Raw genomic sequence first — 25,680 nt, forward strand, 5'->3', positions numbered from 1 at the left:
GATGAGTTTAAGTAATCCTTCTCTTTATTTGAAACTGTACTTTTTCATCCCCAAATTGTTGTAATTTCAGAAATTTACAATTAAAGTATAAAATAGTATGGTAGTATGTGATTACAAGGTTGCTATATAAATAGAATTATTCAGCAGCCGTAAAAAAAGATTAGTTATTTACATAGTAAAGCTGCTGAATAGTTTGAGGTGGATAAATGAATCAAAAGTTTCCCGGGAAAATACATATTATAGGATCAATTGGAAGTGGAAAAACGACTTTGGCCAGGAAGCTTTCCGCTCAACTGCAAGTTTTTTATTATGAATTGGATAATGTTGTTTGGAAAAGATTTGATACAGGAGATATTAAAAGGACTCCGGAAGAAAGAGATGAATATCTGAAGAATATCGTTAATTCTGACAGTTGGATTATTGAAGGAGTCCATCATAAATGGATTGCTTCGAGTTTTCAAAATGCTGATGTTATTCTGTTTATAGATACTAAGCTATCAATAAGGAAATTTAGAATCATCAAAAGGTTTATTAGGCAGAAATTGGGCTTAGAAACAGCAAATTATAAGCCAACATTAAAGATTCTAAAAGATTTATATAAATATAATACTGCTTTTGAATATCATACTAAGCCAGAAATCTTGAATATGTTAAGACCTTATGAACATAAATTAATTTATGTTAAAAGTGACATTGAAATTATAAATTATTTTAAAAACAGCTGATATAATCTCCAGTAAGTAATTACTTGGTTTGTAAAAATATATTGTAGAACTAATAAGTAAGCGGGGGAATGTGTTATGCAAAGCAAATACATAATTAGAAACTATCAATCTGAGGATAAACCAGCTGCAATACAATTATATAAAAATTTGATTGAACACCATTCGGACATTATTTATTGGCAGCCTGGTCCAGAAAGTAATTGGAAGAATGTATATTTTGTTTTTTATAAGGATTTAATGATTGCTAAAGGGCAGTTAGAAGCGATTAATATTGTCTCGACAGACCATTCAGCCAATGCAAGTCATTTATTATTCTTTAATATAAAATTGCACTCTAATTGGGAAGATGATAATGAATTGAGGAATCTTCTTTATAAAAAAGTTCTCGAAGGAGCAAAATTATTGAAAAAGAAGCTTCCAGCTCAGTTTCCTGTGAAATTTTGTGTCGGAAATTTTGCATCAGAAGCAAAAGAAAATGCTTATTTGGAATCCAGAGGCTTTGACCATTTTAAAAGTCTGTATTGGATGCGCTGTAAATTGAACAACCTGATTCCGCAATCAGCTTTAAAAATACCAGACATTTCCGTAAAGCATTGGGATATGGGAACAAGAGTGGAAGAATTAGCATATTTGCAGGCAGAGCAGGGAATTTGGCCGGATGAGCCTACCAATTTAGAAAAATTACCTGCGTATAAAAGTAATCCATTTTGGAAAGCGATTACGGCTTTTTATAACGGTGAGATAATTGGGAGTATCATGGCTTGGAAAGAAAAACAGGAGGATATAGGAACTATCGAGAATGTTTTCGTAAAGCCGCACTGGAGAAAGTATGGACTTGCCAGTTACCTGATATCAGAGGGGCTCCACTATTTAAAAAGCTGCAATCTGAGTAAAGTACAGCTTCTTGTTGAAACGGAGAATGAATCTGCATTAAAGCTTTACAGGTCTCTTGGCTTTGAAACTATAAAAGAAGAGAAACGATATTGGATAGATCTATAATGAATGCAAGATTTCGGGGGACGTCAATATGAATGAAAATCTTATGAAGAAGTTTGAAAGAGAAGTAACAAAAGATAAAATTGACAGCTGTCTCATCCAGCATGATGGTAAGACTGTTTTTGAATATTATCGAAATAATAAAATGAAGGAAAGACAGCATAAGATATATTCTGTTACCAAAAGTATCTTATCAATCCTTGTCGGTATTGCAATTGACAAAGGCTATATACCACATGTGCATACGCCAATTACTGCATACTTTCCTGACAGCAGGAAGGATTCAGCTGGAGATGAAATTACGATTAAACATTTATTAATAATGACCTCAGGGCTGTATTGGCCAGGCAATACAGCGATGATACCGAGTAAAAATTGGGTTAAATTTGTTCTGAGCCAACCAGTTGAATATAAGCCGGGGGAAGAGATGATTTATAGCTGCGGTTCTTCTCAATTAATTAGTGCTATTTTACAAAAAGCAACTGGTTTAGATACTGTATCCTTTGCGCAAAAGCATTTATTTATGCCACTGGGTATAACACAATATAAATGGAACCGTGACTCGCAAGGAATTGCTATTGGCGGATTTGGATTGAATATGAAAACGGAGGATTTATTAAAAATAGGGATGCTCTATATGAACAATGGTCAATGGAAATCCAAACAGATTGTGCCAAGTGATTGGGTTAAGGAGTCTACTGCAGCCAGTGTTAAAATAGATAATACATTTTCATATGGTTATCACTGGTGGGTTTTAACAGGGGATGATCAAGAGTTTCCTAGACCTGAAACTTTTTTTGCTCTTGGAAAAAATGGACAGTATATCTTTGTTGTTCCAAGCTATAAATTAACAGCTGTATTCACAAGTGATATTACTGATGATTCATCTAGGCCGATAGAGTATTTTAAGAAGTATCTATTAGCTAACGCTTGTATTAAATCGTAGAAACTAAAATACAGCTACTGCATAAATAGATTGAATGGATTTAGAGAGGAAAAGACATGAATAAGAAAACAATATTTTTATCTATTGGCATTTTTACTATTTTATTAGCAATCTTTGTAGCCGGGAAATTCTTTACAGAGGAAAAAAATGAATCTGAGATAGTGTCGGAAATTATGGAGTATGCCTATGAAAAGTATCTAATATATGCTTATATGGCCGGCGATAACTCGTTATATTTTGAGATTGATGATACAGAGGATTATCATCAATTTCAGGAAGATATTACACAAAGATTAGATAAGCGTAACCTGTTGGGTAAGTATGAACTGGAAATTAAACAGACTTCAGATGAAGAGCATAGAGCTGAAAGATTAAAAATAGATATTGAGGGTATGATTTCCGATTACTTAGAGGAGCATAATCTTAATAATATAGATGTTGAATTTAATGATGACTCTAAATTAGACATTAGATTGCATCTATCTGATGATTCTGATCTGAGTGCAGAGGAGTTAAATAAGATGATGGAGGATTTTCTGGATGTTGAGATTTATGAAGATAAGTGAAATTGACTTGCTTATAAAAAGAGATTTTATAATAAGAGCCAGTTTCTTAAGCAAAAGGAGCCGGCTCTATATTTTTATTTGCTAAAAAGCTCCGACAAAGAAGTGCTCCGACAATACCTAATGTGGATAGGAACGTACCTGTAATCGATGTTAGCATGAGGAGATTGTTCATTTTTTTCTCAGTTAATATAGTAGACAGGATAAAACAGATTGTACTTATTAAAAGTGCATATGATGTTCTCAATCCTATTTTATGTAAAATACCAATAGGAAGCGAATCGTTCCTGGATGATGGACGTAACGGACGTGAAAAAGCTTCTGTCCAAATTGTTGAAGCAATAAGGAAAAGCATGAAGTATCCAAATATAAGTAAAAAGTTTCTGGTGCTATTCATTCTTTCACCTGTTTAAATAATATTATTTGCTTCTTAATTTAACTGGAGTATCAGACATCTGAAGAAGCATTGCCTAGTCATTTAGTAGAATATAGATTTACATTTCTTCCGCCCAGCACAATTTCTTTATCTAATTCCATTCCAATTTTTCTCGCCACATTTTGGGAAGAAATATTATCAGGCTGAATCAATGAGATAAATCTTTGAGTATCAAGCTGTTTGTTGCCGTAATCTAATAGTGCACCAGCTGCTTCAGTAGCGTATCCTTTACCCCAATATTTACGGGATATCCAATAACCTATTTCCATTTCCAAAGTATTATCAATTGTTTGAGGAACGATACCTGCATGCCCGATTAGAGTGTTATCTTCTTTGCGGACTAAAAGCCTTAAACCTATATTTTCACCAACTTCATAGGTGCTGTATATCCAGTTTAAAAAAATATTTCCTCCATTTTCATCCCGTGTCTCTCCATTTCCAATAAAACGGACTACTTCAGGGTCTGACAATAAAGACATTAGAAAATCAAAATCATCATCGTGATATTGGCGAAATAATAGTCTTTCTGAGGTAATTGACGACATTTATAGCATCCTTTCTTTTTTTCATTGCTGCGTTCAGTGATTCCAAACGAAATGATAGGTTAAAATGAAAGTACTGTAATGGATAGTTTATCAATCTAAATTATAGTAAATTAGAGAAAGGATTGATATATATGATGGGAAACATCGGAATCCCGGGAATGATTATTACTGTTATCGTTGTTGGTTTTGTTATTTATTTAATTAGAAGAATGCTGAAAAGATAGAAGGGGAGCTTTATATAAGAGCTTTCCTCTACCATAAAACTATTTTTTAACAGAGGCATATTCAAAGCGGACATAGCCAATCTCGGCAGCATTTTTCATTAGTTCGAGATTTAACCATGAAGCTAATTGATGAAATTCTACCTCATTATTAAATGGAAATGCAGTATATGCTTTGCTGTAAAGCTCCTCTTCCTTTAAATTCATTAGTACCTCTTCCCATTTTGCAATTAGGGAATGAATGACTGTCTTCACTGCTTCAACATCTTCGTGAACTTTAATTTCCTCTTTCGTCAGCGTGCCAGCTCCGAAAGCATGATCCAATACCATTTTCCACCAGAAAGTAATATGCCATAATGTCCAGGCGAGGCTGGGAGTTCCAATATGATAAGCTTTCGTTTCAGGCAAATCAGCATACCATTCTCCGTTTTCCTCTTTAATATAAAGTCCGTCATTTGGTGACAGCCACCTGTATTCTTCCTGCTTCAATGAAGTAAGATGATATTCCAGCAGTTGTTTAGAGATACTAAATTGAAATGTGATGTTATTTAGCAGCGCATTATTTTCGTTCACACTATATCCTCCTTAGTTCTTTACCCAATATTCCATACCATCTTTACTGCGCTCCATAAAACCATACTCAATTAAATATCTTCTAATTGTAACAAAATCGCTGTAGACAGGCTTTAATACAGTATTTATTTCCTCCTCCGTATAAATCCTGTTTAATTCAAAATGGTTTATGATATTTTGCAGGACAATCAACTTCCTTTTTTCTTTACTTGGGAATTTGTCGAGTTGACCATTCAGGCCGTCTTTAAAATAAGTTGATAAAACCTTATTTTTCTCGTCCTCTGTAATGGCGTAACGATCATCCACCATTTTTGCCCCCTTGTGAAAGTGAATAAATTTATGATCGTTTTCCTGATGAGATTCTCTATTTAACAGATTCATTAATGCCAGGAAAACCTTTGCGCGTTTTTCCTTTTCCTTTAAGTTAAAGCGGTGACTCCGGATAGTGGAAGGACTTCCGCTGCCTAGTTCTTTGACGATTTCTTTATCAGTTAACCCCTGATAAAAAAAGGTTAGTAATTCTTTTTGATGGTCTGTCAATCCAGTGTATTTCTTATCAAGTTGAATCAAATAATCAAATACGGAATCATGCTCCTGTTCAATATGTTGGATAACTGCTTTTTTTGCTTCGTATAATACGCCGTCTATTGGATAAATTATTCCATCTTCAAAATGTTCATTACATAGCACACATACATAGCTGCCGATATTATCAGCATAAGAATAACCTTTTGAAAGATCATCAACTGTGGTATCCCAAAAATGATTTTCATGTGACATACTAAACGACCCTTTCATTTGTCTGCTTATTTACAAACATTATATAATAACGTCCATTATTATTCAATGATTTCTAGACTGGAGAATAGAGATTAATAAAGCAAAAATCAAAATATAATGCCTGTTTTAAATAATTATAAGCATGAAGCTCCTTTTTATTTTTATATAAAAGTCTGGAGAAAGACATGGACAATAATAAGAAAATGTTCAAATAAATTCCTTCATGGAAAGAGTAAAGGATAAAAAAATAACTTGTAATTATTCTATTGTTAGATATACTTAAAATAACATATTTGATGGAGGTTAAATGTTATGAAAAACGTATCTGATAATTATTATGTAGAACAATCTGATGTATTTGAATTACTCGCGCTCATGTTCCGTTTAAATAATTATGAATACATGCAATCAGAAAAGCATCGCAAAAAAGAAAGCTTTAACCATTTTATACAGGATTCATTTTCTTTACTATCTGATGAAACAAAAAAGGAACTAGATTGCTTTTTTCATAAGGATAGTTTTTTTGGATTAACATTTGTTCAGCTTCTTTATCAGCATAATAAATGGCATGATATACCATCCTTTTTAAGTTTTATGGCGCAATTGGAATTTGAAGAAATCATTTCAGCGTTTTTGACCAGCGGTTACTCGTCACCAGAAAGAGTAGAGGATTATACGGATAGGCAGGAAGTATTTTCGCATATTCAGTCCTCTGTATTACCTTTTTCTGAACAGGCAAAGTTATTTTATTTATATTTTGATAAAGAAAATACCAAGCAACGTTTTTTAAAGGTTGTTGAAGAAATTAACGAGAAGATATATCAGCCTTCCATAAAGAAAATAAACGCTTATCATGAAGAAAGTATTCATAAATTATCGGGAATGAACAGAAAGCAAATATACAAAATAACTAATCCGCATTTTGATTCTTTTGAAGCAAATGAGCCAAATAAAATTATACTAGCTCCGTCTTATTTTTATTATAACAGCTCTTTATTTTCTTATAGCTCCGAGAGTGATATAGCTATTTATCTCATTGGTACAGAGATTATTGAACAGACGATGGATGAAAGCAGGGAAGAGGATAAGGTGATTGATCTGGCAAAAGCTCTTTCTGATCGGACAAAAATTAAAATTATAAAGGAACTAAATCGACAGCCGCGATATGGCTTTGAACTGGCAAAGCAATTGAATCTATCCAGTCCGACTATTTCGCATCATATCTCAAAATTATCTGATTTAGGTTTAATCACGGCGAAAAGATATGAAAATAAAATTTTCTATCAGGCAAATCAAAAGCTGATTGAGGAAGCATTAAAAAGTATGTCCGACATGTTGATACAGAAAGAGAGGTAAGGCAAGTGAGAGCATTATTTGCAAATCGTAATTATATGCTGCTGTGGGCCGGATTATCTGTTTCAAGGTTTGGATACCGTTTTTTTAATCTAGCTGTCCTTTGGTTTGTAATGCAGGGGACTGGGTCTGCATTATCTCTTGGTATGACCGTGCTTTGCTTTACAGTGCCAACTATTATTATAGAACCTTTAGCGGGAGTTGCAGCCGATCGTTTTGACAGAAAGAAAATTATGGTATTTTCCGATATTTTTACTGGAAGTACGATGCTGGTTATTGCGGTATTGATGATAAACGGGTCGTTATCACTCCCTTTATTATATGTTTTATTAGTCTGTTCAGCTGCTTCCATGGCTTTATTCAACCCTTCCGCAAATTCAAGTATACCTTTACTAGTTGAAGAAGAGCATCTGACAAAAGCGAATTCCTTAAACCAGCTCAGTACACAAGGAAGTAATATCTTAGGGCCAGCACTTTCAGGGATATTGATTGGATTCGTTGGAAATATTGGCTTTCTATTAATTATCAGCGGTGCTGCATTTGTCATATCAGCAATAACAGAATCATGGATAAAGGTTCCGCGTATGAATAACCATAAAAAAGATGGGAAACAATCATTTGTCTACGAAATGCTGGATGGGTTCCAATATGTGAAGAAAGACAGGGCGTTATTATTTCTGGTTATTGTCGGCGGAATTATTATTAACTTTTTCTTAGCACCACTGACAATATTTTTCACATATATGAGTGATTATATTTTTGATGTTGGGGCATCCGGTTTAGGGTTTATTAATTCTGTTCTGGCTACAGGCGCAATGTTTGGGTCACTAATGATTATGTTTAATGTATTTAAAAATAAATACAGAATGGCAGTGGCAGGCTTGCTGCTTGAAGGTATTGCACTGCTTATTATGGGAATTGCATTAAGTTATTATGCTACAGTTGCTGCGGCTGGTTTATTAGGGTTGGGAGTCTGCTTTGCCAGCGTGGGCTTAAATACCATGTACCAAACTATGATTCCGAAAGAGATGATGGGAAGAGTATTGAGCTTAGTTTCTATGATGTTAGGTGCTTCCGTTCCATTGGGGCAATTATTTGGTTCGTTGATTATAGAACATTATTCGATGACTGCGATTTTAATGATATTTGGTGCTATTGTGAGTATCTCTTCGTTATCGCTAATTCGGATAGTCAGGGTAGAGAATAAAGAAGAGATTATTGCAGAAAAAGAAGTACAATAATTTATTTTAATTGAAATATTTCTACTTATTGTCTCTATAATATATCGTCAGTATCTTCTACGGGATGAAACAGAAATGATGACATCATAAGTCTTTTATTATTCTGTTCATATCTGCCGTTGTAAACAGAAAGAATGATGGTTTAGAATAGTGATAAATTAATTAAAAAGCTGGTGAACCAATGGATCAAAACGTTGAGCTGGAATTGGAGATAGAAAAGAAGAAATTTTTAAGGAAGCTAGGTTACCTGGCATGGGGGTTATTGCTAATATTTGGATCTTTTATTTCGGTTGCTGCTGTATTATTTTACTAAATAAATTTTAAAGAGGATACGCTTTTAACCAGTACTTCCCCAAAACAAACAAATACGATTGAAATTGTTGAAAAAGGAGAGGCGTTCTTTTTAAACCACATACTATTAGAATAAAGTATGATAGAGAAAATATAGATATCGAAGTAAATAACGGTTTGAAATCATTGAATGAATCAAATGTGAGTATTCGCTGGATAAGAGAAAATAAAGCTGAAATTACTCTGGGTGGAGAAGGACGGTCACCTGAAATAGTTATATTTTATGCGGAAGCTTCTCCACATTTTGTAGTGAAAGAAACAGATGAGGAATAAGGTGAAAAAGTAATATAGTAAATAATAATCAATGATAATGTTTTTATATTGAATAATTATCTTCACTAATTTATCATAAAGGTATTAAAAGGAAGAGAATAAAGGGGAGGTATCAGGATGATAGAATCTAGAAATCCCAAAAATGTACATAAACCATTGGCTCCGTATAGTCATCAAATCGAAGCTTCAGGGGATATCCGATGGTTAACCTTATCAGGACAGCTGGGAATGGATTTGGAAGGAAAGGTCCCGGAAGATTCAGTTGAACAATTAAAAATGGCTTTTGAAAACATCCGTATCAATTTACTGGAAGCGGATATGGACGTAAAAAATTTGATAAAGCTGGTGTTTTACATTGTTGGAGAAATGGACGCGGACAGAAGAAGAGAAGTAATAGGCGAATTTTTAGGTGAGCATTTACCATGTACCACAATGGTTTTTGTAGCTGGATTAGCCGGTCCGCAATTTAAAGTAGAGATAGATGCATGGGCATGTAAAGACAATACATAAACATCTAATTAGGTATTATAACTGATTTGATTTTTAGAATGTTTTTATTACTCAGTTTAATTTTACAGAGTAATAAAAAAGACGTAGAAATATAAGCTGATAATTAATACAGTTTTACATGTAAAGAATAATCTTGTAATTATAAGGAGCTAAATAAAATGGATCGTCCAATCTAATATTCTCTCTGTTCAAATATTTAACCAATATTAAACAGGGAGAAACGGTTAAACGGAAGAGAATGTGAGTCCTTGAAGCAGTGTTTCTCCCATATAGAGGAGAGAATTAAATTGAAGACGGTGCTTATTAATAGAAATTTCAGATGTATGTGGGGATCAGAGCTTCTTTCTATCTTAAATAGCAGATTTAGAGAATTAGTGATTCCATTGGTTGTGTTGGGATTAACCAGTTCACCGCTGATTACAGCACTTGTGGCTTTATCACAGCAACTAGGTACAATTTTATTTGCTATACCCATTGGAACATGGGTGGAAAATAAGAATAAGGTCAGGGTAGCAGGGATTTGTCATTTTCTATATGGTGCAGGGATCTTTATACTTGCTTTTCTGATAGCAACCAATAATGTAAGTGCAGTTATTATTGCTTCATTATTATTTGTAATGGGATTACTTGCATTAATCAGCAGAACAGCGTTTACTACAATGATTCCTGCTATTGCGGGCAGAGAGAACTTATTGAGAGCGCATACAAATATCGAAGCTGCTGATGCTATTGCCACTGTAATCGGTCCTGCATTGGGCGGGGTGTTATTAGCAAAAACAGATTCAGTATTAACATTGATTATTTGTGCAGCTTTATCCCTTTTGTCTGCTTTATTTATTGCTTTTATTCGTAATGAGGCAGATTTTATAAAAGTAGACAAGGAAGAATCGGAAACAAATAAATTGAAAGTGTTTTTAGGGAAATCATTAGAAGGCTTAAAGATTTTGGTAGATAATCCACAGCAGCTGATCAGCACATTGGTAATGTGTATATTGGGTTTTATAACTGTATTTATTACATTAACCATTATTTTTTATGCCCAAATAACGATGGAACTGTCAGAAGGGCTAATTGGTATTTTGCTATCAAGTGCCGGTGTGGGTAATATTATAGGTATTTTTTTGATAAATAAATTTAAAAATAATAATTGGATTATGCTGATGGGTTTATTAATGGTTATCTCCGGAATAGGTATATTAATAATTGCAGCAACAAATGCTTTCCTTATAATGTGTATAGGAATGGCGGTTTTTGATTGTGCTCTCTCTATGGCATTTATTGTACAGGGAGCTGTGCATCAGGGAATTACTCCAAACGAATTTTTATCCAGAGTCAGGAGCTCAACCTATGTTATCGGAGGTATATTCACGATGCTTGGCACTTTTTTAGCTGGAGCTATCCCGGAGTTACTTAATGGGGAAATTGCATTGATAATAGGCGCTTTTATCCTTTTAATCCCGGCTTTCATACTGATCAGCTCCAGAAAATTTGGTGTGAGATTGAGCAAGGTTGAGCCCATTTACAAGAAAAGAAAAGTGTAAGCAACATAGCATATTAGGGTTCTCGATGAAAATTACTCATCGAGAATTTTAATATAATTATTGGAGGAATTTATCATGAGATCTGTAGAAGTATTTCATTATGATGCGTTCAGTAAAGAACCTCATAAAGGAAATCCGGCTGGAGTAGTTCTAGATGGAGATAAATTAACAGAGGATCAAATGCAGGAAATTGCATTTAAGGTAGGATTTAATGAAACAGCCTTTCCGGTTATGTCTGAAGCAGCAGACCTTGGCATACGTTTTTTTACACCAGGGCATGAAATGAACTTATGCGGGCATGCGACGATGGCAACGGTGTATGTGTTAAAAACAAAGGGATTGTTAGGAGAAAAAACAGAGCTGACGATCGAAACAAGAGCAGGGATTTTACCTGTAAAGCTTCATTCAACTGCCAATAAAGAAATAATAATAACAATGAACCAGGCAGCGCCAATATTTAAAGCATTTCATGGTTCAAAAAGAGATTTAGCTCATTCTATAGGGTTAGAAGAAGCCGATATCCATGACACCTTACCAATTTTATACGGAAGTACAGGGACTTGGACGCTGTTAGTCCCAATAAAACACCTAGAGGCTTTTCGTAGAATGAAACCCCAAAATGAAGATTTTCCTTCTATATTAAAAGAAATACCTAAGTCATCTGTTCATCCATTTAGTTTAGAAACTTATGATGAAGAGGCTGACATGCATGCCCGGCACTTTTCCTCTCCCTATTCAGGAACTGTTGAGGATGCAGTAACTGGTACTGCGTCAGGGGTTATGGGTGCTTATTATGCCGAATATATAAGAAAGGATAGAAAAGAAGCTTTGAAGCTTGTGGTTGAGCAGGGGAATGAAATTGGCAAGAATGGCAGAGTAGGTGTCCAGGTTTCTGAGAACGGTGAGTTATATAATGTTCAAATTACAGGAAGTGCTGTTTTTGTTAACGAGTTAAATATTATGATAAATGATTAAAGAATCCCAGTGGATAGCAGCTCAATAAATGGGTCAGAAATGATTAGGGTCAAAGGAGAAATAATGTGCAAATTAAAGTATCTCAACAATTACCTAAAGACAAAATTAATACCTTTTTTATAAAGCAATGGGGAAGTCCTGAAATGGTTATTTCCAGCGGTGTTTTTGATTGTACCACCTTGGAAGGATATGCAGTGTTAAATAAAAACAGTGAGATAATCGGTTATATCTCATATGTTATAACGGATAGTGAGTGTGAAATAATCTCTTTAGACAGCATAGAAGAGGGCAAAGGAATTGGAACAGCTTTAATTCAGGCTGTAGAGCATATGGCGAAGGAAAGAAGCTGTCAGAAAATCAAACTTATTACTACAAATGATAATTTACATGCATTAAAATTTTATCAGAAGCGTGGATATTGTTTAAGCGTCCTACTTAAAGGAGCAGTGGACAGAGCAAGAGAACGCAAGCCAGAAATACCGCAATTGGGGAATGAGGGAATTCCGATTCGGGATGAAATTCTTTTGTCTAAATGGTTGATTTAAAAAGCTGTCATCATAGGATAAGGAGTTGAAAAAATGGAGCACAAAATTGATATTTGTTTAGGAAAAGACAACAAATTCACCGATTTTTTACACCAGAAGATTAAAGATTATAATAATAAGCACTCCCCCCACCATAGACGAATAAGAGAAAAAGAAGCAATACACCCAATAAATATTATTGTTTCTGATAACGATAATAATTGGATTGGCGGTTTAAGTGCAGAGGTTTACTGGGGATGGCTGGAGGTTGATTATTTTTGGATTTGTGAAAAGCATAGAGGTAAAGGCTTAGGAAGGAGAATTCTTATTGAAGCGGAAATGGTTGGTAAAGAAAAAGGGACAACGAAGGCTTTGCTAACAACTTTTGAATTTCAGGCCCGTTCCTTTTATGAAATGAATGGATATCAGGTTGCCGGTGAGATAGAAGGATATCCGCCTGGAAGCAGTTACTGCATGATGGTGAAATCATTACTTTAAAACCACCCTTTAATCAGGAGGAGATTATCTTGAAAAAGGTCATTGAATTACCAGAAAAATTTAATTTCAAAGCTGCAACTACAGATCATGGCTGGTATATGCTGCCTCCCTTTCACAGTAATGATGATATGAGTGCTTTGAACAGAGTGGAAAAATTATCAACTGGTAAGATCGTTATGCTTCACATCAAACAAGATAATGCTAAATTAATTATTGAAATAGAGGACAAGAAGACCTTAACAAATAAAGAAAGTGAAGAGATAATTCGTAAAATCAGCTGGATGTACCGGCTGGATGAGGATTATAGTGCCTTTTATAAAATGTGCGCAGATAACAAGGACATGCAGGAAATCGTAACAGAAAATAGAGGCAGACTATTACGATCACCGAGTATATTTGAAGATATTGTAAAGACAATCCTCACAACCAATACTACCTGGAGCCGTACGATTTCCATGACAACTAATTTTGTAACACTTTTAGGAGAAAGATATTCGGACGATTCAGGATTATTTACGTTTCCCACACCTGAAGCAGTTTTAAAAAAAGATAGGGACTTTTTAAATCAAACTGTCAAATTAGGATATAGAAGTGACTATATTTATGAGCTTGCATTAAATATAGTAAATGGCGTCTATAATTTAGATGTACTAAAAAATCCGGAAATTTCAACAGAGGACGTTGTGCTTAAAATGAAAAAAATTAAAGGGGTAGGACCATATGCGCTCAGTAATATTCTAATGCTGTTGGGAAGGTATGACTATCTGCCTGTAGACAGCGAATTTAAGAAGCATGTAAAAAATAAATATTTCTCAGGTGAGCTTCCTCCTAATGCACAGCTGCATCAATTATATAAAGAGTGGGGAGAGTATAAATTCTTGGCTTATTGGTTTGACAGGTAATCTTCATATGCAGGGAACGCTGGAGCAAAAATGGAGCAGGGAGTTTAATCTATGATGTTTTTTTCACGCTGGACATTATTTCAAGGTATTATAATTATTTCTTTGGCAGGGCTTGCCTTTATAGCGGATTTGTTTAAGACAGAAATTGCCATACCTGCTTCTGAAAGTATGGAAGCAAATGGATCTGAGGTGATGACATTTTTGTTTATAATAGCTGTAATTGGTTTGCTAAGCCTGTTAATGTATTTCCAAACGAAGAAAAGTCACACATTTTTAAAGCACCCGTTATGGGATAAAATGTACATCCTGATGCCCGTTTTATTTGCTATATCTTTTTATTTTGATATTCTTTTTGATAGATTCAGTAAGTAATATAAGTAAGTAATATAATAGAAAGTCACCGTTGGCTGCTATATATCTTGTTTTATTATATGCTATTTTTAATAAATTTAGTGGTGTTGGCATTTATCTATAAATTAAAAAAGAATACAATCCCAAATGAAAATAAAATCATGTTTTCTTTTATTTGGACTACATTAATTCTCTTTGTAATTTATTTTCTGCTGTAATTTTTATATATACTGCTCTTGTGTAGAACCGGAATAGATTTTTTGAACCCTGCCTTTAAATCTTATAAAATAAGCAAAAAACCATTTAACGTTTTAATGCCAAATGGTTTTTCCTTATTTTATAAAAGCTTATTCGTACTTACGAGGATAATACAAATACATAAAACCTCTATTGCCTGCTCTACTTCCTCTAACGTTGGGAAGGATGGTGCAATGCGAATATTTCTGTCGCGCGGATCGTTTCCATATGGAAAGGCTGCTCCAGCTCCGGTTAATGTTACTCCGGCCTCTTTGGCAAGCCTGATTACTTCAGAAGCGCAGCCATCCATGGTATTCAGGCTGATAAAATAGCCGCCCTCAGGCTCTGTCCATGTAGCAACACCATAGGAATCTAATTTGGAATGGAGTATATTTAATACTGCATCGAATTTAGGTTTCATAATATCCGCATGCTTCTTCATATGTGCCAGGATATTATCATAGTTTTTAAAAAAGCGGACATGGCGCAGCTGATTTACTTTATCGGGACCGATTGTCTGTACGCTAAGCTGTTCCTTAATAAAATTAATATTTTCCTTGCTTGCCGCTACTACTGCGACCCCAGCTCCAGGGAAAGTGATTTTCGAAGTGGATGCAAACATAAATACTCTGTTCGGGTTGCCATGTTTTTTACATGCTTCCAAAATATTTTTTAGTCTTGGAGAATAATCGGTTAAGTCATGTACAACATAAGCATTATCCCAAAAAATCTTAAAATCATTTGCTTTGGTCTCCATTTTAGCTAAACGCTCCACAACATCATCGCTGTATGTAACACCATCAGGATTACTGTATTTGGGAACACTCCACATACCTTTGATGGACGCATCATTTCGGACAAGTTCCTCCACTTTATCCATATCCGGACCATCTTCCAGCATATCGACGGAGATCATTTCGATATCGTACTGTTCACAAATCGTAAAATGTCTATCATAACCAGGGACCGGACAGATAAATTTAATTTTATCCTCTTTGCCCCAAGGAGCTTCACTATCGACAACACCTTTAATCAATGCTTTTGAAATAAGATCATGCATGATATTCAGGCTGGCATTGCCTCCGATTAGAATCTCTTCTGTATCTACTCCAAGCATATCCTTAAACAATGCTTTTGCTTCCGGTATCCCATCAACCAGCCCGTAATTCAGAACAGAAAGATGATCACCGATATTTTCAGAATTCACACTGTCTAATAGTTTCAATGATAATTTCAGCTGTTCAGCGCTAGGCTTTCCTCTGGCCATATTTAAAGCCAGGTTCTGTTTTTTTATAGATTCAAATTCTTGCTTTGTTTTATTATAAAGATTTTGCAGACTGGAATGATCCATCTGTTTTAACTCGCTCATTTTATCCCTCCGCAGTACTTACCTTGATTTTGTCTCTTGTTATTATTTTATTGCATTCAATGGGAATTGCAAAGGGGAAATGCGGAAAGTCGCAAATTTGTCAGTTAAGATATTTTTTCTTCAAATAATTGGATAATTGAAACGTTTGCAGGCTTTAATTCGTAAGCTAATATAACAATATAAAAAGGGAGAACTGAAATCTGTGAATGAATGGTGGAGAAAGAAAAAGTCAAAAACAAGAAAAAGCAGAAAGAATAAAGGGGATTATACAACAAGAGATTTTCTGTTCGATATTTTCTTTTGGATTCCCGAAATCATCATATTTCCAATACGTCTTCTTTTTTGGTCCTTCAGAGGTTTGTTTCGATGGATAACTGAGGTGTTCTAATAAGAATGGCAGCCTGTTTGGGAGACATATAGAAAATACAGCTATAAAAGCAGGATAAATGTTAAATATGGAGAATTATGTATATAGGCAGGGGTTCAGATTTATATATGTAACATCATTTTCCTGCAGCACTATTACTGACAGAAAATGAAAAATAGGGGCCATTTTATGGGAAATATAATTGGAATATCATGGAGGTTTAAATTAAAGCTGGCATTGCATCTTCTAATTACTGTCACAGGATTTATCAGTGTGATTTTACATGTTTTGTAATCTCCTGACCTTTGGGTTTCTTTAACTAAATTCACCTTTCAAGCAAATTTGATAGTTTCAATAACCTTCTTATGAAGCGGTCTTGTCCTGTTTTTTTAGGAAGAAGCAGACTCCGTTTTTGTATTTTTACATATCATTTTCTTCTCGCCAGCGGCGGTCAATATGCTGGAATCTGGGTTATCACAAATTTTACGCTTCATTATTTTATTCCTTTAGCCGTTGTTATTAATTGGTTTCTTTTTGAATCGAAGAAAATGTGCAGTTATAAGTGTATTTTTTATTGGATGGTCTATCCAGTTCTTTATTGTATTATTTCAATTGTGAGGGGATATTCGATGGTTTTTATCCTTATTTCTTTTTAAATCCAAATGGGGAAATTCCGTCTGGTGTTGGCAGTTACTCGAATGATGCGGCCTTTATTGCTGTTTTTCTATTTGTTTATATCATGCTGAGTTTTTTATTAATTATATTAAACCGAATATTAATGAATGGGGATAATAAAAAAGATATATTTGATAGTTAATAAAAATAAGGAAAGGGGGTCACGTATATGGCCGGTAATATACTCATCAGTAATTTGACATTTAAATATCCATCCATGATTCATCCTTTATTTGAAAATATAACAGTGAATATTGATGAGAATTGGAAGCTGGGGCTGCTTGGGAGGAATGGTCGCGGCAAAACGACTTTCTTTAAAATCCTTTTAGGAGATCTGGATTACGATGGGAATGTTCAATCCTCACTTATATTTAAGTACTTCCCGATATTTCCTGCTCCAGATAATCATCTTACTGCCGAAGAAGTATTGCTTAAGGAAAATTCAATGATTGAACGCTGGGAATTGGAGTTGGAGTTATCCTATATGGATTTACCTGCGGAAGTGCTGAACAGAGATTTCTATGTTTTAAGCGGCGGTGAACAGACAAAAATTTTATTAATAGAGTTATTCCTCAATGAGGATGCTTTCCCGCTGATAGATGAACCGACAAATAATTTAGATGTTCATGGAAGGAAGGTTGTCGGGGATTACCTGAATCGGAAGAAGGGCTTTATCGTCGTCAGTCATGATCAGCATTTTCTCAATCAGTTTGTTGACCACACTATGGCAATTAACAAAGAAAGCATTGATGTAGTAAAAGGTGATATCGATACATGGGCCTATGAGAAAAAGAATGCTGATGAACTTGCTAAAGAAAAAAATCATAAACTTCATCATGAGATTAATAGACTGGAAACTGTTTCAAAAAGAGTTGGCTCATGGGGGCATTTGAGAGAGGATAGTTCCAAAGACGCCGCCAGCAGAAGATTAGCAGCAAAACAGATGAAGCGCTCCAAAGCAATCAAAAAAAGAACAGAAGAAAAGATAGTGGAAAAACAGGATCTGATTCATAATATTGAAACTGTGGAAGCATTAAAAATGCGGGTGGAGCAGCCTCATAAACAAGTCCTCTTACTTCGGAATTTTTCTATTTTACAGAATGGAAGGAGCTTGTTTGAACCGGTCAATATAGATGTCTATCCCTCTGAACGCTTATTTATTACAGGAAAAAAATGGGGCAGGAAAAACATCCCTGCTGAATTTTATACTTGGGAATGGTCAGTTTGAAGTCATAGGAGATTATCAAATCAGACTGCCGGATAAAATCTCTCTCCTGCAGCAGCAAAATCAGCTTGACGAGGATCATGCCTCTATCCTTCAACAACTAACAGCAGAGGAAAAACAATCTTATCTGCATTTGCTGCGGCAGTTAGGTTCCAAACGATCCAGTTTTGCTGATCGTTCAAGTGAACATTGGAGCTCGGGGGAGCAGAAGAAAGTATTTTTGGCAAATGCGTTGTTAGGTAACCATTCCTTATTTGTATGGGATGAAGTAACAAATTATTTAGATATGATGGTAATTGATCAATTAATGGCAGCAATAAATAAATATAAACCGACAATGATCGGCGTAGATCATAATGAGCATTTTGTAGATTCTGTTGCTACGAAGACGCTGGAGCTGATTAAGAGAGGTTGATTAGTGGGAGTGGTGTTTTTTGGGTTTATAAATCAAAAATAGATATTTACATATGGATGATTAAGCTCAAACAAGAAAAGGAACAGGTGATATAGATGATGAAAATATGGTGGGCAACAAATGTGCTTTGGTTAATATTTTTTACAGGGACTTCAATTGTTATTGGAGTTCGAAATGTGGATGGAGCTGGAGTAGCGCAGACTCCGGAATTAAAAATGCTGGCGTTTATTATTTTGGGAGGTTTTTTCGTCGTTGTCTTAATTGGGCAGCTGCTATTCCTCTATTTTGTCAGAAAACGAAAAGCAGTTTAGTTATTGCGTTTTTATTCTGAATATTATTTCTATAAGATTACTATAACGGAAGTTCAGGCTGGATCACAATAAGGAATCCGGCCTTCATTTATCATAAAATAGCAGCTATTGGAGGAAAAAACATGGTCCGCTTAAATGCTTTTAAATTATATCGAATCGTGTCTTCCATCATTTTAGAAAATGAAAGAATTCTTTTAGTGCAAAACAAAGATGAATATGCTAACTATATCTGGAGCCTACCCGGCGACCAAATTGAAGCAGGAGAAACGATTAAAGAAGCATTATCGAGAGAAGTGTATGAGGAAACAGGATTAAGCGTAACAAATTTTGATATAGCTTATATTCACGAAAGCTTTATACCTGAACATGCTGCACATAGCTTAGTCACTGTTTGTAATATATCCGTTAAGCATGGAGAACGTATTAAAATAAATGATCCAGATGGTGAAATTACAGATATAAAATGGGTTCCTCTTACAGAGATTGAAAATTACATAAAAAATACAGGTGTGTCCGCTCCATTATCAGAGTGGCTGAAAACTAAATATACTTGTTTTTATAGGCTGGATAAGGATTTAGTCTGGAATGATACGAATAAATAAAACAACCTGCTTATAAGTAACAAAGAGAATATTTATACATATCTGCTTAGCTGATCCCAATTAATATAGTTTATTAATAAATAAAACACTTCAGTTAAGATTCGATAATCAAGATAGTTGTGAGAACAGTTAGAAGAGGGAGGGTAATAATGATTTATACAAATGTTAGGGCTTTCATTATAAGAGAAACAGAACAAGGGGAGGAGGTACTAGTCCAACGTCGTGTCAGATCTGATGAACAGCGAGCCCCGATAGAATTGCCTGGAGGAAGACTTGAGGAGTTTGAAACTTTGTTGGATTGTTTGGCAAGAGAGATAAAAGAGGAAACAGGACTTGAGATGGAGAAGGTAATAGATCCAACTGACAGAGTGGAAACTGTTACAGATGAAGGATTCAAAGTCGAATGCATGGCTCCTTTTGCAGTCTACCAAACAATAGAGGGACCAGTAGATTCTTTTGGCGTATATTTTAAATGTAAAGCTGCTGGTAAACTTCTTGAAAAAGGAGATTATACAGACAATATTAAATGGATCACAAGAAACGAATTAGCTATTTTACTTAAGGAAGATAAATTAAGCTTTGTTGATAAGGCTGGTGTTCAATTTTTTCTTAATAAAAAGAAGCGGGTAACAGATTAATGGAATAACAATTTGTACAACTGCTTCTGTTGGCTTAGCTTTAGTTTTCTTCGACGAAACAAGAAAAATAAAGAGAAATAACAGATAGATTAAATGTTGCTTAGTGTTTGCCAGAACTCAAAGACCATCACTATGAATTTTTTCGTTGGATATAAAAAAGCCATTTCATCAAATGAAACGGCATATCCCGGGATCAGTTATTTATTATATGGTGAACTTTAATTTTTTGCCAAACAGCCTTCCAATTCTTTTTTACAATCCGCTCCTCGTAAATTGCAGCAAGTTCTTTTGTTTCGATAAAGAAGGGAGTCGGTTTCAATTCTAAATTAATGACATCATCTATTCCACAAGGAGTAGTAAGAGCCAAATTATGATCCTTGTCCAGCTTGACTCCCAGAGCAGTTGCAGTTTCTGGAAACTTTGAAATGGCATCCTCCGAAGAAGTATAGGGAGGAAGATTATTAAGGACGTGCATTCTTGCTTCATTTTTAACAGACCAAGGTATATTAGGGATGATGCTTATCAGCTTATTCTCTAATTCCTTTTCAAAATTCTCATTAATGTTTGTGTTATCAAAGTAGATAACATCAACATCTGGGGTCTCCGTTCTTTCATTAAACCCGTGCAATGTGTCCCAGATTTTTGAACGTATAAATCATGCACATATCCACCAGTCAGGTAAATTCAAAGTACTTGCAGCCTTTATAATCTCCATCATCTTTTCATCACTTTGGATTAGCTTTATTACATCTTCTTTATTCTCTAACATTTTTAAGTTACCTCCTCTTTGGAACCGAACGTATATTCTTGTGTTAACACATAGAAACGGAAAGAGGGAATATTCTATTAAAATTTTCAATCAAACTTAATATTTAAAAGCAACAAAGCATACGAAAAAGCCTAATCAAAAGAAGCAGTTATTAGATTAAAGAAATAAAGAAATAATAGACTTTATTTTTGAAAGGAAGTAGAAGCTCATGATGAATCCAATTATTTTGGAACAAATAAAATCATTGTATACAGAAAACATCGAACCTCTTGAATTACTGGGAGGCTTTCATAATAATGTATTTCTCAGCCGTAACCAGAAGATGGTTATAAAAATATTGGACGCGGAAACATATAGAAAAATTAATTTACTCAATGAACAGGAAATAATAAATTTAATGCTTCTGCATGGAATAAAAACAGCCAGTCTTATCCCTTCAAAAAACGGTTCGCTTATAGAACAAATCAATCCGAAAGAGAAAAAATTCTATGTGATGGCATATTCATACATTGACGGAGAGGTTTTGTCTCCCCATTTGAAAGAAGATCATTTAATAAAAGCATGGGGGAAGCAGCTTGGCAAAATGCATGAAATAACCAAATTGAATAATCATGCAATGAAGCAAAATTATTTAGAGTGGGATCATGATATTAAAAATGAAGATTTTGCTAAGGGTCACGGTAAAATAATTGAAGAGAAGTGGAAGGGATGGACGCGTTTTCTACGCTCTCAAAGAATGAAAATAATTATGGAATCGTCCACCACGATCTCCATAATGAGAATATTATGATTGCAAATAAAGATATGTATGTTTTAGATTTTGGTGATGTCCGCAGAAGCTGGTATGCCTATGATGCTGCTATTCCAATTTTTCATTTTATGGAAAATAATAGACACCTTAGCAGATTAGAACAGCAACAAATCTATCAAAATTTTACAAAGTTATTTTTTGAAGGTTATGCAGAAGAAACAGCTTTGTCTGAATCTCAATTGAAGATGATCCCTAAACTTCTGGAATACAGACTCTTATACTCATTTTTATTTTTCAACTATTCATTTAAGGGTAGAGAAATGAGTGCAAAAGTTAAAAAACATTTGGAAAAGATGCGAAGTCGGATTGAAAATGAGGTGCCCTTTCTACCTGTGCCATAGATACAAATTAATTGAGTATATGATATAAAAGTGTAGTAGTTATAGGCCCTGGAGACAAGAGATTACATATAAGGAAGGATGATTTGAAATGCAAGCTTATGACAGTAAACAAGCTCTAATTGATGAAATTACCAAAAGAGCAGATCTGTTTATCAGTGAATTTGCACCAATTAATAATTCAGATAAAGATATCTCCGTAAGTGAAGTCGATCGAACACCGGCACAAATGATAGCCTATCAGCTGGGCTGGATGAATTTAATCTTATCCTGGGAGCAGGATAATCAGAATGGAAAGGATGTTATCACACCAACTCCTGACTATAAATGGAATAATCTTGGAGGTCTCTACCAAAGCTTTTATGACAAGTATGCGGATACTCCACTCGAAAAGCTGATTGAGACGTTTCGTCATGATGTTGCCCGTATCATTCAATTAGTAGAAAGCTATCAGGATAAAGAATTATTTGAGCAGGGAGGCAATGGGCGACGACGACACCTTCCAGCTGGCCGATTTGGAAATGGGTTCATATTAATACTGTCGCGCCATTTAAAACATTTCGTACAAAAATTAGAAAATGGAAAAAGGTACGTGGAGTATAATTAGATTGATTATATAAATTAAAAACAGACTATCAAAACACATTTAAATTCAGATTTTAAATGTGTTTTAATATGCAAAAAATGATGCTTGACATTAAAGTTACTTTAAGGTTTATGCTTATAATTAGAAAAGGTGATAAGGGGGAGTGAGCATGTTGATGACCATACAGACATTTTCAATGAAGACCGGAATTCCGAAAAGTACTCTTCGTTTTTATGAAGAAAAGCAACTTTTAAAATCAGTGAGGCACGAGGATAGTAACTATCGCATGTATTCAGAGGATCAAGTCCCTCTTGCTAAGATGATTGCAAGCTTGCGGATAGCAAAGGTTCCTATTTGTGATATTCAGCTTTACTTAAAAGCTGATGAAAACAGACAGATGCAGATGAAGCGAAAATGGATTGAGGCAATAAAAGAAAACCAGAGACAGCTGGAAATCAGTCTCCGCTATTTAGAAAGTGATTATGGAGAAGAGGAGATTTATATGCTTGAAAAACCTGCAGAGAAGGTTATCTGGTTTGAGGCGGAAGCTTCTCCAGGACAGTTTACCGTGGAATTTGAGTTAAGACGCAAACAGATGAAGCAGCATCATATTCCAGTTAAGAATACGTACTTACGGTATTTGTCCGGAAACAGCAAGCAAATCAATGCAGAAATTGGCTTTGGTGTACCAGCTAATATAAATACAGCCCCTGTTCCAGAAGCTTTTTCAGAAGAAATGAGGAGGAGCTTCTGTATTGGCCTTGCTTTCAAAGAGGATTTTTCCAAAATAGAAGCCGCTTACCGCAAATTAATTCAATATTGTATGACAAATAACTGGGCTCCGGCCGGTTCTATTTTTGAATGGTATCGCGGTGATCAGATGGACGAAGCGGATATCATTATACCCGTCACATATATAGGAGGGAAGCCATGAGTCAAAGAAAAAATTTACAGGTGGAAGTTGTTGAATTAAAAGGCTCTGCTTATGATATAGGAGTGAAACAGGGCGCTGCACTAAAATTACATCCAAAATGGAGACAACAGGCAGAATTACAGATAAATGAAGATATGGTAGAAGCAAGGAAGCAGATAGAGAAAATTTCCCCAACTCTTTTGAAAGAGATAGAAGGTCTGGCTGCAGGGATGGGGATCAATATAAATACCGCAATAAAGCTGTTTGGAGGCTATAATATGCAGATGCCTTCTATGGGCTGTACGACACTGGCCAATGATTCCTTCTATGTAAGAAATTATGATTTCAATGATGAATTATATGACGCCAGACTTGTCCTAATCAGACCGGACAACGGATACGCAAGCATCGGGTTCAGTCAGCAGATTACAGGCAGACTGGATGGCATGAATGAGAAGGGGCTTGTTATTGGGCTGCATTTGGTAAATGAAAGGATCGGCCAAGAAGGGTTTTTGGCAACAGCGGTTTGCCGCCTTGTTTTGGAGCAATGCGCTGCCACAGATGAAGCGGTATCGCTTATTAAACAAATTCCTCATCAATATTGTGTTAATTTTTCTATAATGGATAAGGAAGGAAATAACGCCATTGTGGAAGCGGCACCTGAAAAACAGATTGTTCGTAAAAATGCGCAGATTATTTGTACAAATCATTTTGAATCTGAGCAGCTAAACAGGAAAAATAGAGTAGTCATTAATGGATCATTAGATCGGAAAAAATATTTATCAGTACTAGAAAAAGAAAAGCTGACGCCAGACTCTGCTTATTATATTTTTAACAGGGAACACTCACCATTGTTTTTCAAACACTATAAAGAATTTTTTGGTACATTGCATACAGTTGTTTATTGCCCAAAAGATTTAAATGTAATGATTGGTATTGGTGGAGATTGTGCTCCTTATGAATTTTCCTTTACTGAATGGCTCAAAGGAAAAGAAAAACTGCCTGGCATGCTTGAAGGGAAGATAATAAGTTAAGCAAGCATTCCTGCCGGCGTCAGAAATCAATAATGATACATCCTGAATTTTCAATATCTGATATAATAAGTATATTACTTTGAAAGGTTGTGGTGCGAATGAAAAATATAAATAACTTCCATCAAATATATGCAGGTGAAGCAAAATAATAGATCACAAATATTTTGCTTCGATATGTAAGGAGGAGCAAATTTTTGAAAGAGATATTTGAAAATAACTTTGAAAAATATGAAAACCCTGAGAAATATGATGAAATGTATAGAAAATATCAAGATGATTTACTATATTTAATGGATTATGCAAGTGGAATGCATGAACCTATCATTGATCTTGCTTGCGGCACAGGCAGATTAACGATACCTATGGCTAAAAGTGGATTAAACATGACAGGAGTAGATTTGCATGCTGGTATGCTGAGCAGGGCAAAGCAAAAAGCAGATGATGAACAGATAAATATTATTTTTGAACAGCAAGATTGTACGGAATTAGATTTAGCTTATAAATCACCATTGGTTTTTATGACTGGTAATTCGTTTCAACATTTTTTAACAAATGAAAGCCAAGATGCGTTATTACATTCAGTGAAAAAACATTTATTAACGGGTGGACAATTTATATTTGATACACGAAATCCGAATATAGAGGAGTTGTCTGTTCCCGGGGAATTTGAGGAATCTTATATAAATAACGAAAATCAAACTATAATCGAAAAGAGCCGTGAAGAGTACAATCATGAAACTCAAATTTTGAATTGCACAACGCATACTGAAATTTTTGAAAATGAGCAATTAATTCATACGGCAAGTGATTCCATTTCACTGCGTTATGTTTATCCAATGGAGCTGTATCGCCTATTAGACTCACATGGTTTTGAATTAATAAACTTATATGGTTCCTGGAAAAAAAATACTTTTGTGAAAGATAGCACTTCAATGATAGTTCATTGCCAATTAAAATAGGAATGATTTCTTTTAGTTGAATGATATTACAAAGTTAAAGGCGTATTAGTCAGATTCCTAATACGCTTTTAACTTTGAAAATGATATCCAATAGAAGAGACTTTCATTTGCTTTTTTATACAAATGC

General features: G+C 34.8%; 31 protein-coding genes and 2 pseudogenes. 27 read left to right on the top strand and 6 right to left on the bottom strand.

Translation table 11 applies throughout. From position 1 onward, the window contains the following. The first annotated feature begins 206 nt into the window (after window positions 1-206). From MHH51_RS08750 to MHH51_RS08765, 4 genes are all read left to right on the top strand, one after another. The gene (locus tag MHH51_RS08750) at window positions 207-725 is read left to right on the top strand and encodes an AAA family ATPase (protein WP_339285575.1); all 519 of its coding nucleotides are present in this window, start codon (window positions 207-209) and stop codon (window positions 723-725) included. 75 nt (window positions 726-800) lie between these two features. After that, entirely contained in the window at window positions 801-1,724 is a 924-nt protein-coding gene (locus MHH51_RS08755) for a GNAT family N-acetyltransferase (protein WP_339285577.1), read from the top strand. Between the two features lie 28 nt (window positions 1,725-1,752). Continuing rightward, on the top strand, window positions 1,753-2,667 hold the full coding sequence (locus MHH51_RS08760) for a serine hydrolase (protein ID WP_339285579.1): 915 nt from the start codon (window positions 1,753-1,755) through the stop codon (window positions 2,665-2,667). A 56-nt stretch (window positions 2,668-2,723) separates the two neighbouring features. Then, the gene (locus MHH51_RS08765; protein ID WP_147208786.1) at window positions 2,724-3,233 is read left to right on the top strand and encodes a hypothetical protein; all 510 of its coding nucleotides are present in this window, start codon (window positions 2,724-2,726) and stop codon (window positions 3,231-3,233) included. Between the two features lie 46 nt (window positions 3,234-3,279). Here MHH51_RS08765 and MHH51_RS08770 read toward each other — a convergent pair whose 3' ends face one another. From MHH51_RS08770 to MHH51_RS08785, 4 genes are all read right to left on the bottom strand, one after another. Further along, window positions 3,280-3,627 carry a hypothetical protein gene (locus tag MHH51_RS08770; RefSeq protein WP_339285582.1) on the bottom strand — a complete coding sequence of 116 codons (348 nt, stop codon included), beginning with the start codon at window positions 3,625-3,627 and terminating at the stop codon, window positions 3,280-3,282. A gap of 77 nt (window positions 3,628-3,704) precedes the next feature. Further along, window positions 3,705-4,211, bottom strand: a complete 507-nt coding sequence (locus tag MHH51_RS08775; RefSeq protein ID WP_339285583.1) for a GNAT family N-acetyltransferase — start codon at window positions 4,209-4,211, stop codon at window positions 3,705-3,707. Between the two features lie 263 nt (window positions 4,212-4,474). Then, window positions 4,475-5,005, bottom strand: a complete 531-nt coding sequence (locus tag MHH51_RS08780) for a DinB family protein (protein WP_339285584.1) — start codon at window positions 5,003-5,005, stop codon at window positions 4,475-4,477. A 12-nt stretch (window positions 5,006-5,017) separates the two neighbouring features. Next, window positions 5,018-5,785 carry a DUF2087 domain-containing protein gene (locus MHH51_RS08785; protein ID WP_339285585.1) on the bottom strand — a complete coding sequence of 256 codons (768 nt, stop codon included), beginning with the start codon at window positions 5,783-5,785 and terminating at the stop codon, window positions 5,018-5,020. Window positions 5,786-6,097: 312 nt separating this feature from the next. On the opposite strand from MHH51_RS08785, the gene MHH51_RS08790 reads away from it, so the two are divergent. The 11 genes from MHH51_RS08790 to MHH51_RS08840 all read left to right on the top strand — a co-directional run bounded on the left by MHH51_RS08790 (window position 6,098) and on the right by MHH51_RS08840 (window position 14,325). Continuing rightward, window positions 6,098-7,141 carry a winged helix-turn-helix domain-containing protein gene (locus MHH51_RS08790; RefSeq protein ID WP_339285586.1) on the top strand — a complete coding sequence of 348 codons (1,044 nt, stop codon included), beginning with the start codon at window positions 6,098-6,100 and terminating at the stop codon, window positions 7,139-7,141. 5 nt (window positions 7,142-7,146) lie between these two features. Then, window positions 7,147-8,379 carry an MFS transporter gene (locus MHH51_RS08795; RefSeq protein WP_339285587.1) on the top strand — a complete coding sequence of 411 codons (1,233 nt, stop codon included), beginning with the start codon at window positions 7,147-7,149 and terminating at the stop codon, window positions 8,377-8,379. Between the two features lie 181 nt (window positions 8,380-8,560). Next, on the top strand, window positions 8,561-8,692 hold the full coding sequence (locus tag MHH51_RS08800; protein ID WP_339285589.1) for a hypothetical protein: 132 nt from the start codon (window positions 8,561-8,563) through the stop codon (window positions 8,690-8,692). Window positions 8,693-8,856: 164 nt separating this feature from the next. Continuing rightward, on the top strand, window positions 8,857-9,003 hold the full coding sequence (locus tag MHH51_RS08805; protein WP_156985587.1) for a hypothetical protein: 147 nt from the start codon (window positions 8,857-8,859) through the stop codon (window positions 9,001-9,003). A gap of 117 nt (window positions 9,004-9,120) precedes the next feature. Next, window positions 9,121-9,513, top strand: coding sequence for a RidA family protein (locus tag MHH51_RS08810; protein WP_339285590.1), 393 nt, complete (start codon window positions 9,121-9,123; stop codon window positions 9,511-9,513). Window positions 9,514-9,809: 296 nt separating this feature from the next. Then, window positions 9,810-11,054, top strand: a complete 1,245-nt coding sequence (locus MHH51_RS08815) for an MFS transporter (protein WP_339286286.1) — start codon at window positions 9,810-9,812, stop codon at window positions 11,052-11,054. Window positions 11,055-11,129: 75 nt separating this feature from the next. Further along, the gene (locus tag MHH51_RS08820) at window positions 11,130-12,029 is read left to right on the top strand and encodes a PhzF family phenazine biosynthesis isomerase (RefSeq protein WP_339285591.1); all 900 of its coding nucleotides are present in this window, start codon (window positions 11,130-11,132) and stop codon (window positions 12,027-12,029) included. A gap of 65 nt (window positions 12,030-12,094) precedes the next feature. After that, complete coding sequence (locus tag MHH51_RS08825) at window positions 12,095-12,574, top strand: GNAT family N-acetyltransferase (RefSeq protein ID WP_339285592.1); 480 nt, start codon at window positions 12,095-12,097, stop codon at window positions 12,572-12,574. Window positions 12,575-12,607: 33 nt separating this feature from the next. Then, window positions 12,608-13,051, top strand: coding sequence for a GNAT family N-acetyltransferase (locus MHH51_RS08830; RefSeq protein WP_339285594.1), 444 nt, complete (start codon window positions 12,608-12,610; stop codon window positions 13,049-13,051). Between the two features lie 29 nt (window positions 13,052-13,080). After that, the gene (locus tag MHH51_RS08835) at window positions 13,081-13,953 is read left to right on the top strand and encodes a hypothetical protein (protein WP_339285596.1); all 873 of its coding nucleotides are present in this window, start codon (window positions 13,081-13,083) and stop codon (window positions 13,951-13,953) included. A gap of 51 nt (window positions 13,954-14,004) precedes the next feature. Beyond that, the gene (locus MHH51_RS08840) at window positions 14,005-14,325 is read left to right on the top strand and encodes a hypothetical protein (RefSeq protein ID WP_339285598.1); all 321 of its coding nucleotides are present in this window, start codon (window positions 14,005-14,007) and stop codon (window positions 14,323-14,325) included. Window positions 14,326-14,641: 316 nt separating this feature from the next. Here the strand turns inward: MHH51_RS08840 and MHH51_RS08845 are convergent, their stop codons facing one another. Then, on the bottom strand, window positions 14,642-15,910 hold the full coding sequence (locus MHH51_RS08845; protein WP_147208761.1) for an aminotransferase class I/II-fold pyridoxal phosphate-dependent enzyme: 1,269 nt from the start codon (window positions 15,908-15,910) through the stop codon (window positions 14,642-14,644). Between the two features lie 929 nt (window positions 15,911-16,839). Here MHH51_RS08845 and MHH51_RS08850 point away from each other — a divergent pair. The 6 genes from MHH51_RS08850 (at window position 16,840) to MHH51_RS08875 (ending at window position 20,143) form a co-directional block, all read left to right on the top strand. Next, window positions 16,840-17,094 carry a hypothetical protein gene (locus MHH51_RS08850; RefSeq protein ID WP_339285601.1) on the top strand — a complete coding sequence of 85 codons (255 nt, stop codon included), beginning with the start codon at window positions 16,840-16,842 and terminating at the stop codon, window positions 17,092-17,094. A 27-nt stretch (window positions 17,095-17,121) separates the two neighbouring features. Then, on the top strand, window positions 17,122-18,180 hold the full coding sequence (locus MHH51_RS08855; RefSeq protein ID WP_339285602.1) for an ATP-binding cassette domain-containing protein: 1,059 nt from the start codon (window positions 17,122-17,124) through the stop codon (window positions 18,178-18,180). Then, complete coding sequence (locus MHH51_RS08860; RefSeq protein WP_339285604.1) at window positions 18,086-18,592, top strand: ATP-binding cassette domain-containing protein; 507 nt, start codon at window positions 18,086-18,088, stop codon at window positions 18,590-18,592. The genes MHH51_RS08855 and MHH51_RS08860 overlap by 95 nt, the downstream gene beginning before the upstream one ends. Before the next feature lie 98 nt (window positions 18,593-18,690). Continuing rightward, window positions 18,691-18,903: a DUF3923 family protein gene (locus tag MHH51_RS08865; RefSeq protein WP_339285605.1), complete on the top strand. Its 213-nt coding sequence runs from the start codon at window positions 18,691-18,693 to the stop codon at window positions 18,901-18,903. 122 nt (window positions 18,904-19,025) lie between these two features. After that, window positions 19,026-19,505 (top strand): NUDIX hydrolase, encoded by a 480-nt coding sequence (locus MHH51_RS08870; protein ID WP_339285606.1) that lies wholly within the window; start codon window positions 19,026-19,028, stop codon window positions 19,503-19,505. A gap of 149 nt (window positions 19,506-19,654) precedes the next feature. Next, window positions 19,655-20,143, top strand: coding sequence for an NUDIX hydrolase (locus MHH51_RS08875; RefSeq protein ID WP_339285608.1), 489 nt, complete (start codon window positions 19,655-19,657; stop codon window positions 20,141-20,143). 193 nt (window positions 20,144-20,336) lie between these two features. Here the strand turns inward: MHH51_RS08875 and MHH51_RS08880 are convergent. Next, window positions 20,337-20,912: pseudogene (locus tag MHH51_RS08880) on the bottom strand (nucleotidyltransferase family protein). A gap of 208 nt (window positions 20,913-21,120) precedes the next feature. Between MHH51_RS08880 and MHH51_RS08885 the strand changes: the two are divergent. The 6 genes and pseudogenes from MHH51_RS08885 (at window position 21,121) to MHH51_RS08910 (ending at window position 25,553) form a co-directional block, all read left to right on the top strand. After that, a complete protein-coding gene (locus tag MHH51_RS08885; protein ID WP_339285610.1) occupies window positions 21,121-21,702 on the top strand; it encodes a hypothetical protein in 582 nt (193 codons plus the stop codon). Then, a complete protein-coding gene (locus tag MHH51_RS08890) occupies window positions 21,699-22,064 on the top strand; it encodes a hypothetical protein (protein ID WP_339285612.1) in 366 nt (121 codons plus the stop codon). The genes MHH51_RS08885 and MHH51_RS08890 overlap by 4 nt, the downstream gene beginning before the upstream one ends. 88 nt (window positions 22,065-22,152) lie before the next feature. Continuing rightward, window positions 22,153-22,664: pseudogene (locus MHH51_RS08895) on the top strand (ClbS/DfsB family four-helix bundle protein). A gap of 152 nt (window positions 22,665-22,816) precedes the next feature. Continuing rightward, a complete protein-coding gene (locus MHH51_RS08900) occupies window positions 22,817-23,581 on the top strand; it encodes a MerR family transcriptional regulator (protein ID WP_339285614.1) in 765 nt (254 codons plus the stop codon). Beyond that, window positions 23,578-24,594, top strand: coding sequence for a C45 family peptidase (locus MHH51_RS08905; RefSeq protein WP_339285615.1), 1,017 nt, complete (start codon window positions 23,578-23,580; stop codon window positions 24,592-24,594). The genes MHH51_RS08900 and MHH51_RS08905 overlap by 4 nt, the downstream gene beginning before the upstream one ends. Before the next feature lie 194 nt (window positions 24,595-24,788). Beyond that, a complete protein-coding gene (locus MHH51_RS08910; RefSeq protein ID WP_339285617.1) occupies window positions 24,789-25,553 on the top strand; it encodes a class I SAM-dependent methyltransferase in 765 nt (254 codons plus the stop codon). Window positions 25,554-25,680 lie beyond the last annotated feature (127 nt).

This window comes from Oceanobacillus sp. FSL K6-3682 (genome assembly GCF_037976165.1).
Taxonomy (GTDB): domain Bacteria; phylum Bacillota; class Bacilli; order Bacillales; family Amphibacillaceae; genus Oceanobacillus; species Oceanobacillus sojae.

Bases quoted from the DNA above. Each gene is read 5' to 3' on its own strand.
- MHH51_RS08865 (WP_339285605.1), top strand. From the start codon at position 18,691: ATGAAAATATGGTGGGCAACAAATGTGCTTTGGTTAATATTTTTTACA.
- MHH51_RS08775 (WP_339285583.1), bottom strand. From the start codon at position 4,211: ATGTCGTCAATTACCTCAGAAAGACTATTATTTCGCCAATATCACGAT.
- MHH51_RS08770 (WP_339285582.1), bottom strand. From the start codon at position 3,627: ATGAATAGCACCAGAAACTTTTTACTTATATTTGGATACTTCATGCTT.
- MHH51_RS08875 (WP_339285608.1), top strand. From the start codon at position 19,655: ATGATTTATACAAATGTTAGGGCTTTCATTATAAGAGAAACAGAACAA.
- MHH51_RS08855 (WP_339285602.1), top strand. From the start codon at position 17,122: ATGGCCGGTAATATACTCATCAGTAATTTGACATTTAAATATCCATCC.
- MHH51_RS08890 (WP_339285612.1), top strand. From the start codon at position 21,699: ATGATTGCAAATAAAGATATGTATGTTTTAGATTTTGGTGATGTCCGC.
- MHH51_RS08905 (WP_339285615.1), top strand. From the start codon at position 23,578: ATGAGTCAAAGAAAAAATTTACAGGTGGAAGTTGTTGAATTAAAAGGC.
- MHH51_RS08870 (WP_339285606.1), top strand. From the start codon at position 19,026: ATGGTCCGCTTAAATGCTTTTAAATTATATCGAATCGTGTCTTCCATC.
- MHH51_RS08885 (WP_339285610.1), top strand. From the start codon at position 21,121: ATGATGAATCCAATTATTTTGGAACAAATAAAATCATTGTATACAGAA.
- MHH51_RS08810 (WP_339285590.1), top strand. From the start codon at position 9,121: ATGATAGAATCTAGAAATCCCAAAAATGTACATAAACCATTGGCTCCG.
- MHH51_RS08840 (WP_339285598.1), top strand. From the start codon at position 14,005: ATGATGTTTTTTTCACGCTGGACATTATTTCAAGGTATTATAATTATT.
- MHH51_RS08765 (WP_147208786.1), top strand. From the start codon at position 2,724: ATGAATAAGAAAACAATATTTTTATCTATTGGCATTTTTACTATTTTA.
- MHH51_RS08800 (WP_339285589.1), top strand. From the start codon at position 8,561: ATGGATCAAAACGTTGAGCTGGAATTGGAGATAGAAAAGAAGAAATTT.
- MHH51_RS08900 (WP_339285614.1), top strand. From the start codon at position 22,817: ATGTTGATGACCATACAGACATTTTCAATGAAGACCGGAATTCCGAAA.
- MHH51_RS08830 (WP_339285594.1), top strand. From the start codon at position 12,608: ATGGAGCACAAAATTGATATTTGTTTAGGAAAAGACAACAAATTCACC.
- MHH51_RS08845 (WP_147208761.1), bottom strand. From the start codon at position 15,910: ATGAGCGAGTTAAAACAGATGGATCATTCCAGTCTGCAAAATCTTTAT.
- MHH51_RS08755 (WP_339285577.1), top strand. From the start codon at position 801: ATGCAAAGCAAATACATAATTAGAAACTATCAATCTGAGGATAAACCA.
- MHH51_RS08750 (WP_339285575.1), top strand. From the start codon at position 207: ATGAATCAAAAGTTTCCCGGGAAAATACATATTATAGGATCAATTGGA.
- MHH51_RS08820 (WP_339285591.1), top strand. From the start codon at position 11,130: ATGAGATCTGTAGAAGTATTTCATTATGATGCGTTCAGTAAAGAACCT.
- MHH51_RS08860 (WP_339285604.1), top strand. From the start codon at position 18,086: ATGTCTATCCCTCTGAACGCTTATTTATTACAGGAAAAAAATGGGGCA.
- MHH51_RS08790 (WP_339285586.1), top strand. From the start codon at position 6,098: ATGAAAAACGTATCTGATAATTATTATGTAGAACAATCTGATGTATTT.
- MHH51_RS08785 (WP_339285585.1), bottom strand. From the start codon at position 5,785: ATGTCACATGAAAATCATTTTTGGGATACCACAGTTGATGATCTTTCA.
- MHH51_RS08760 (WP_339285579.1), top strand. From the start codon at position 1,753: ATGAATGAAAATCTTATGAAGAAGTTTGAAAGAGAAGTAACAAAAGAT.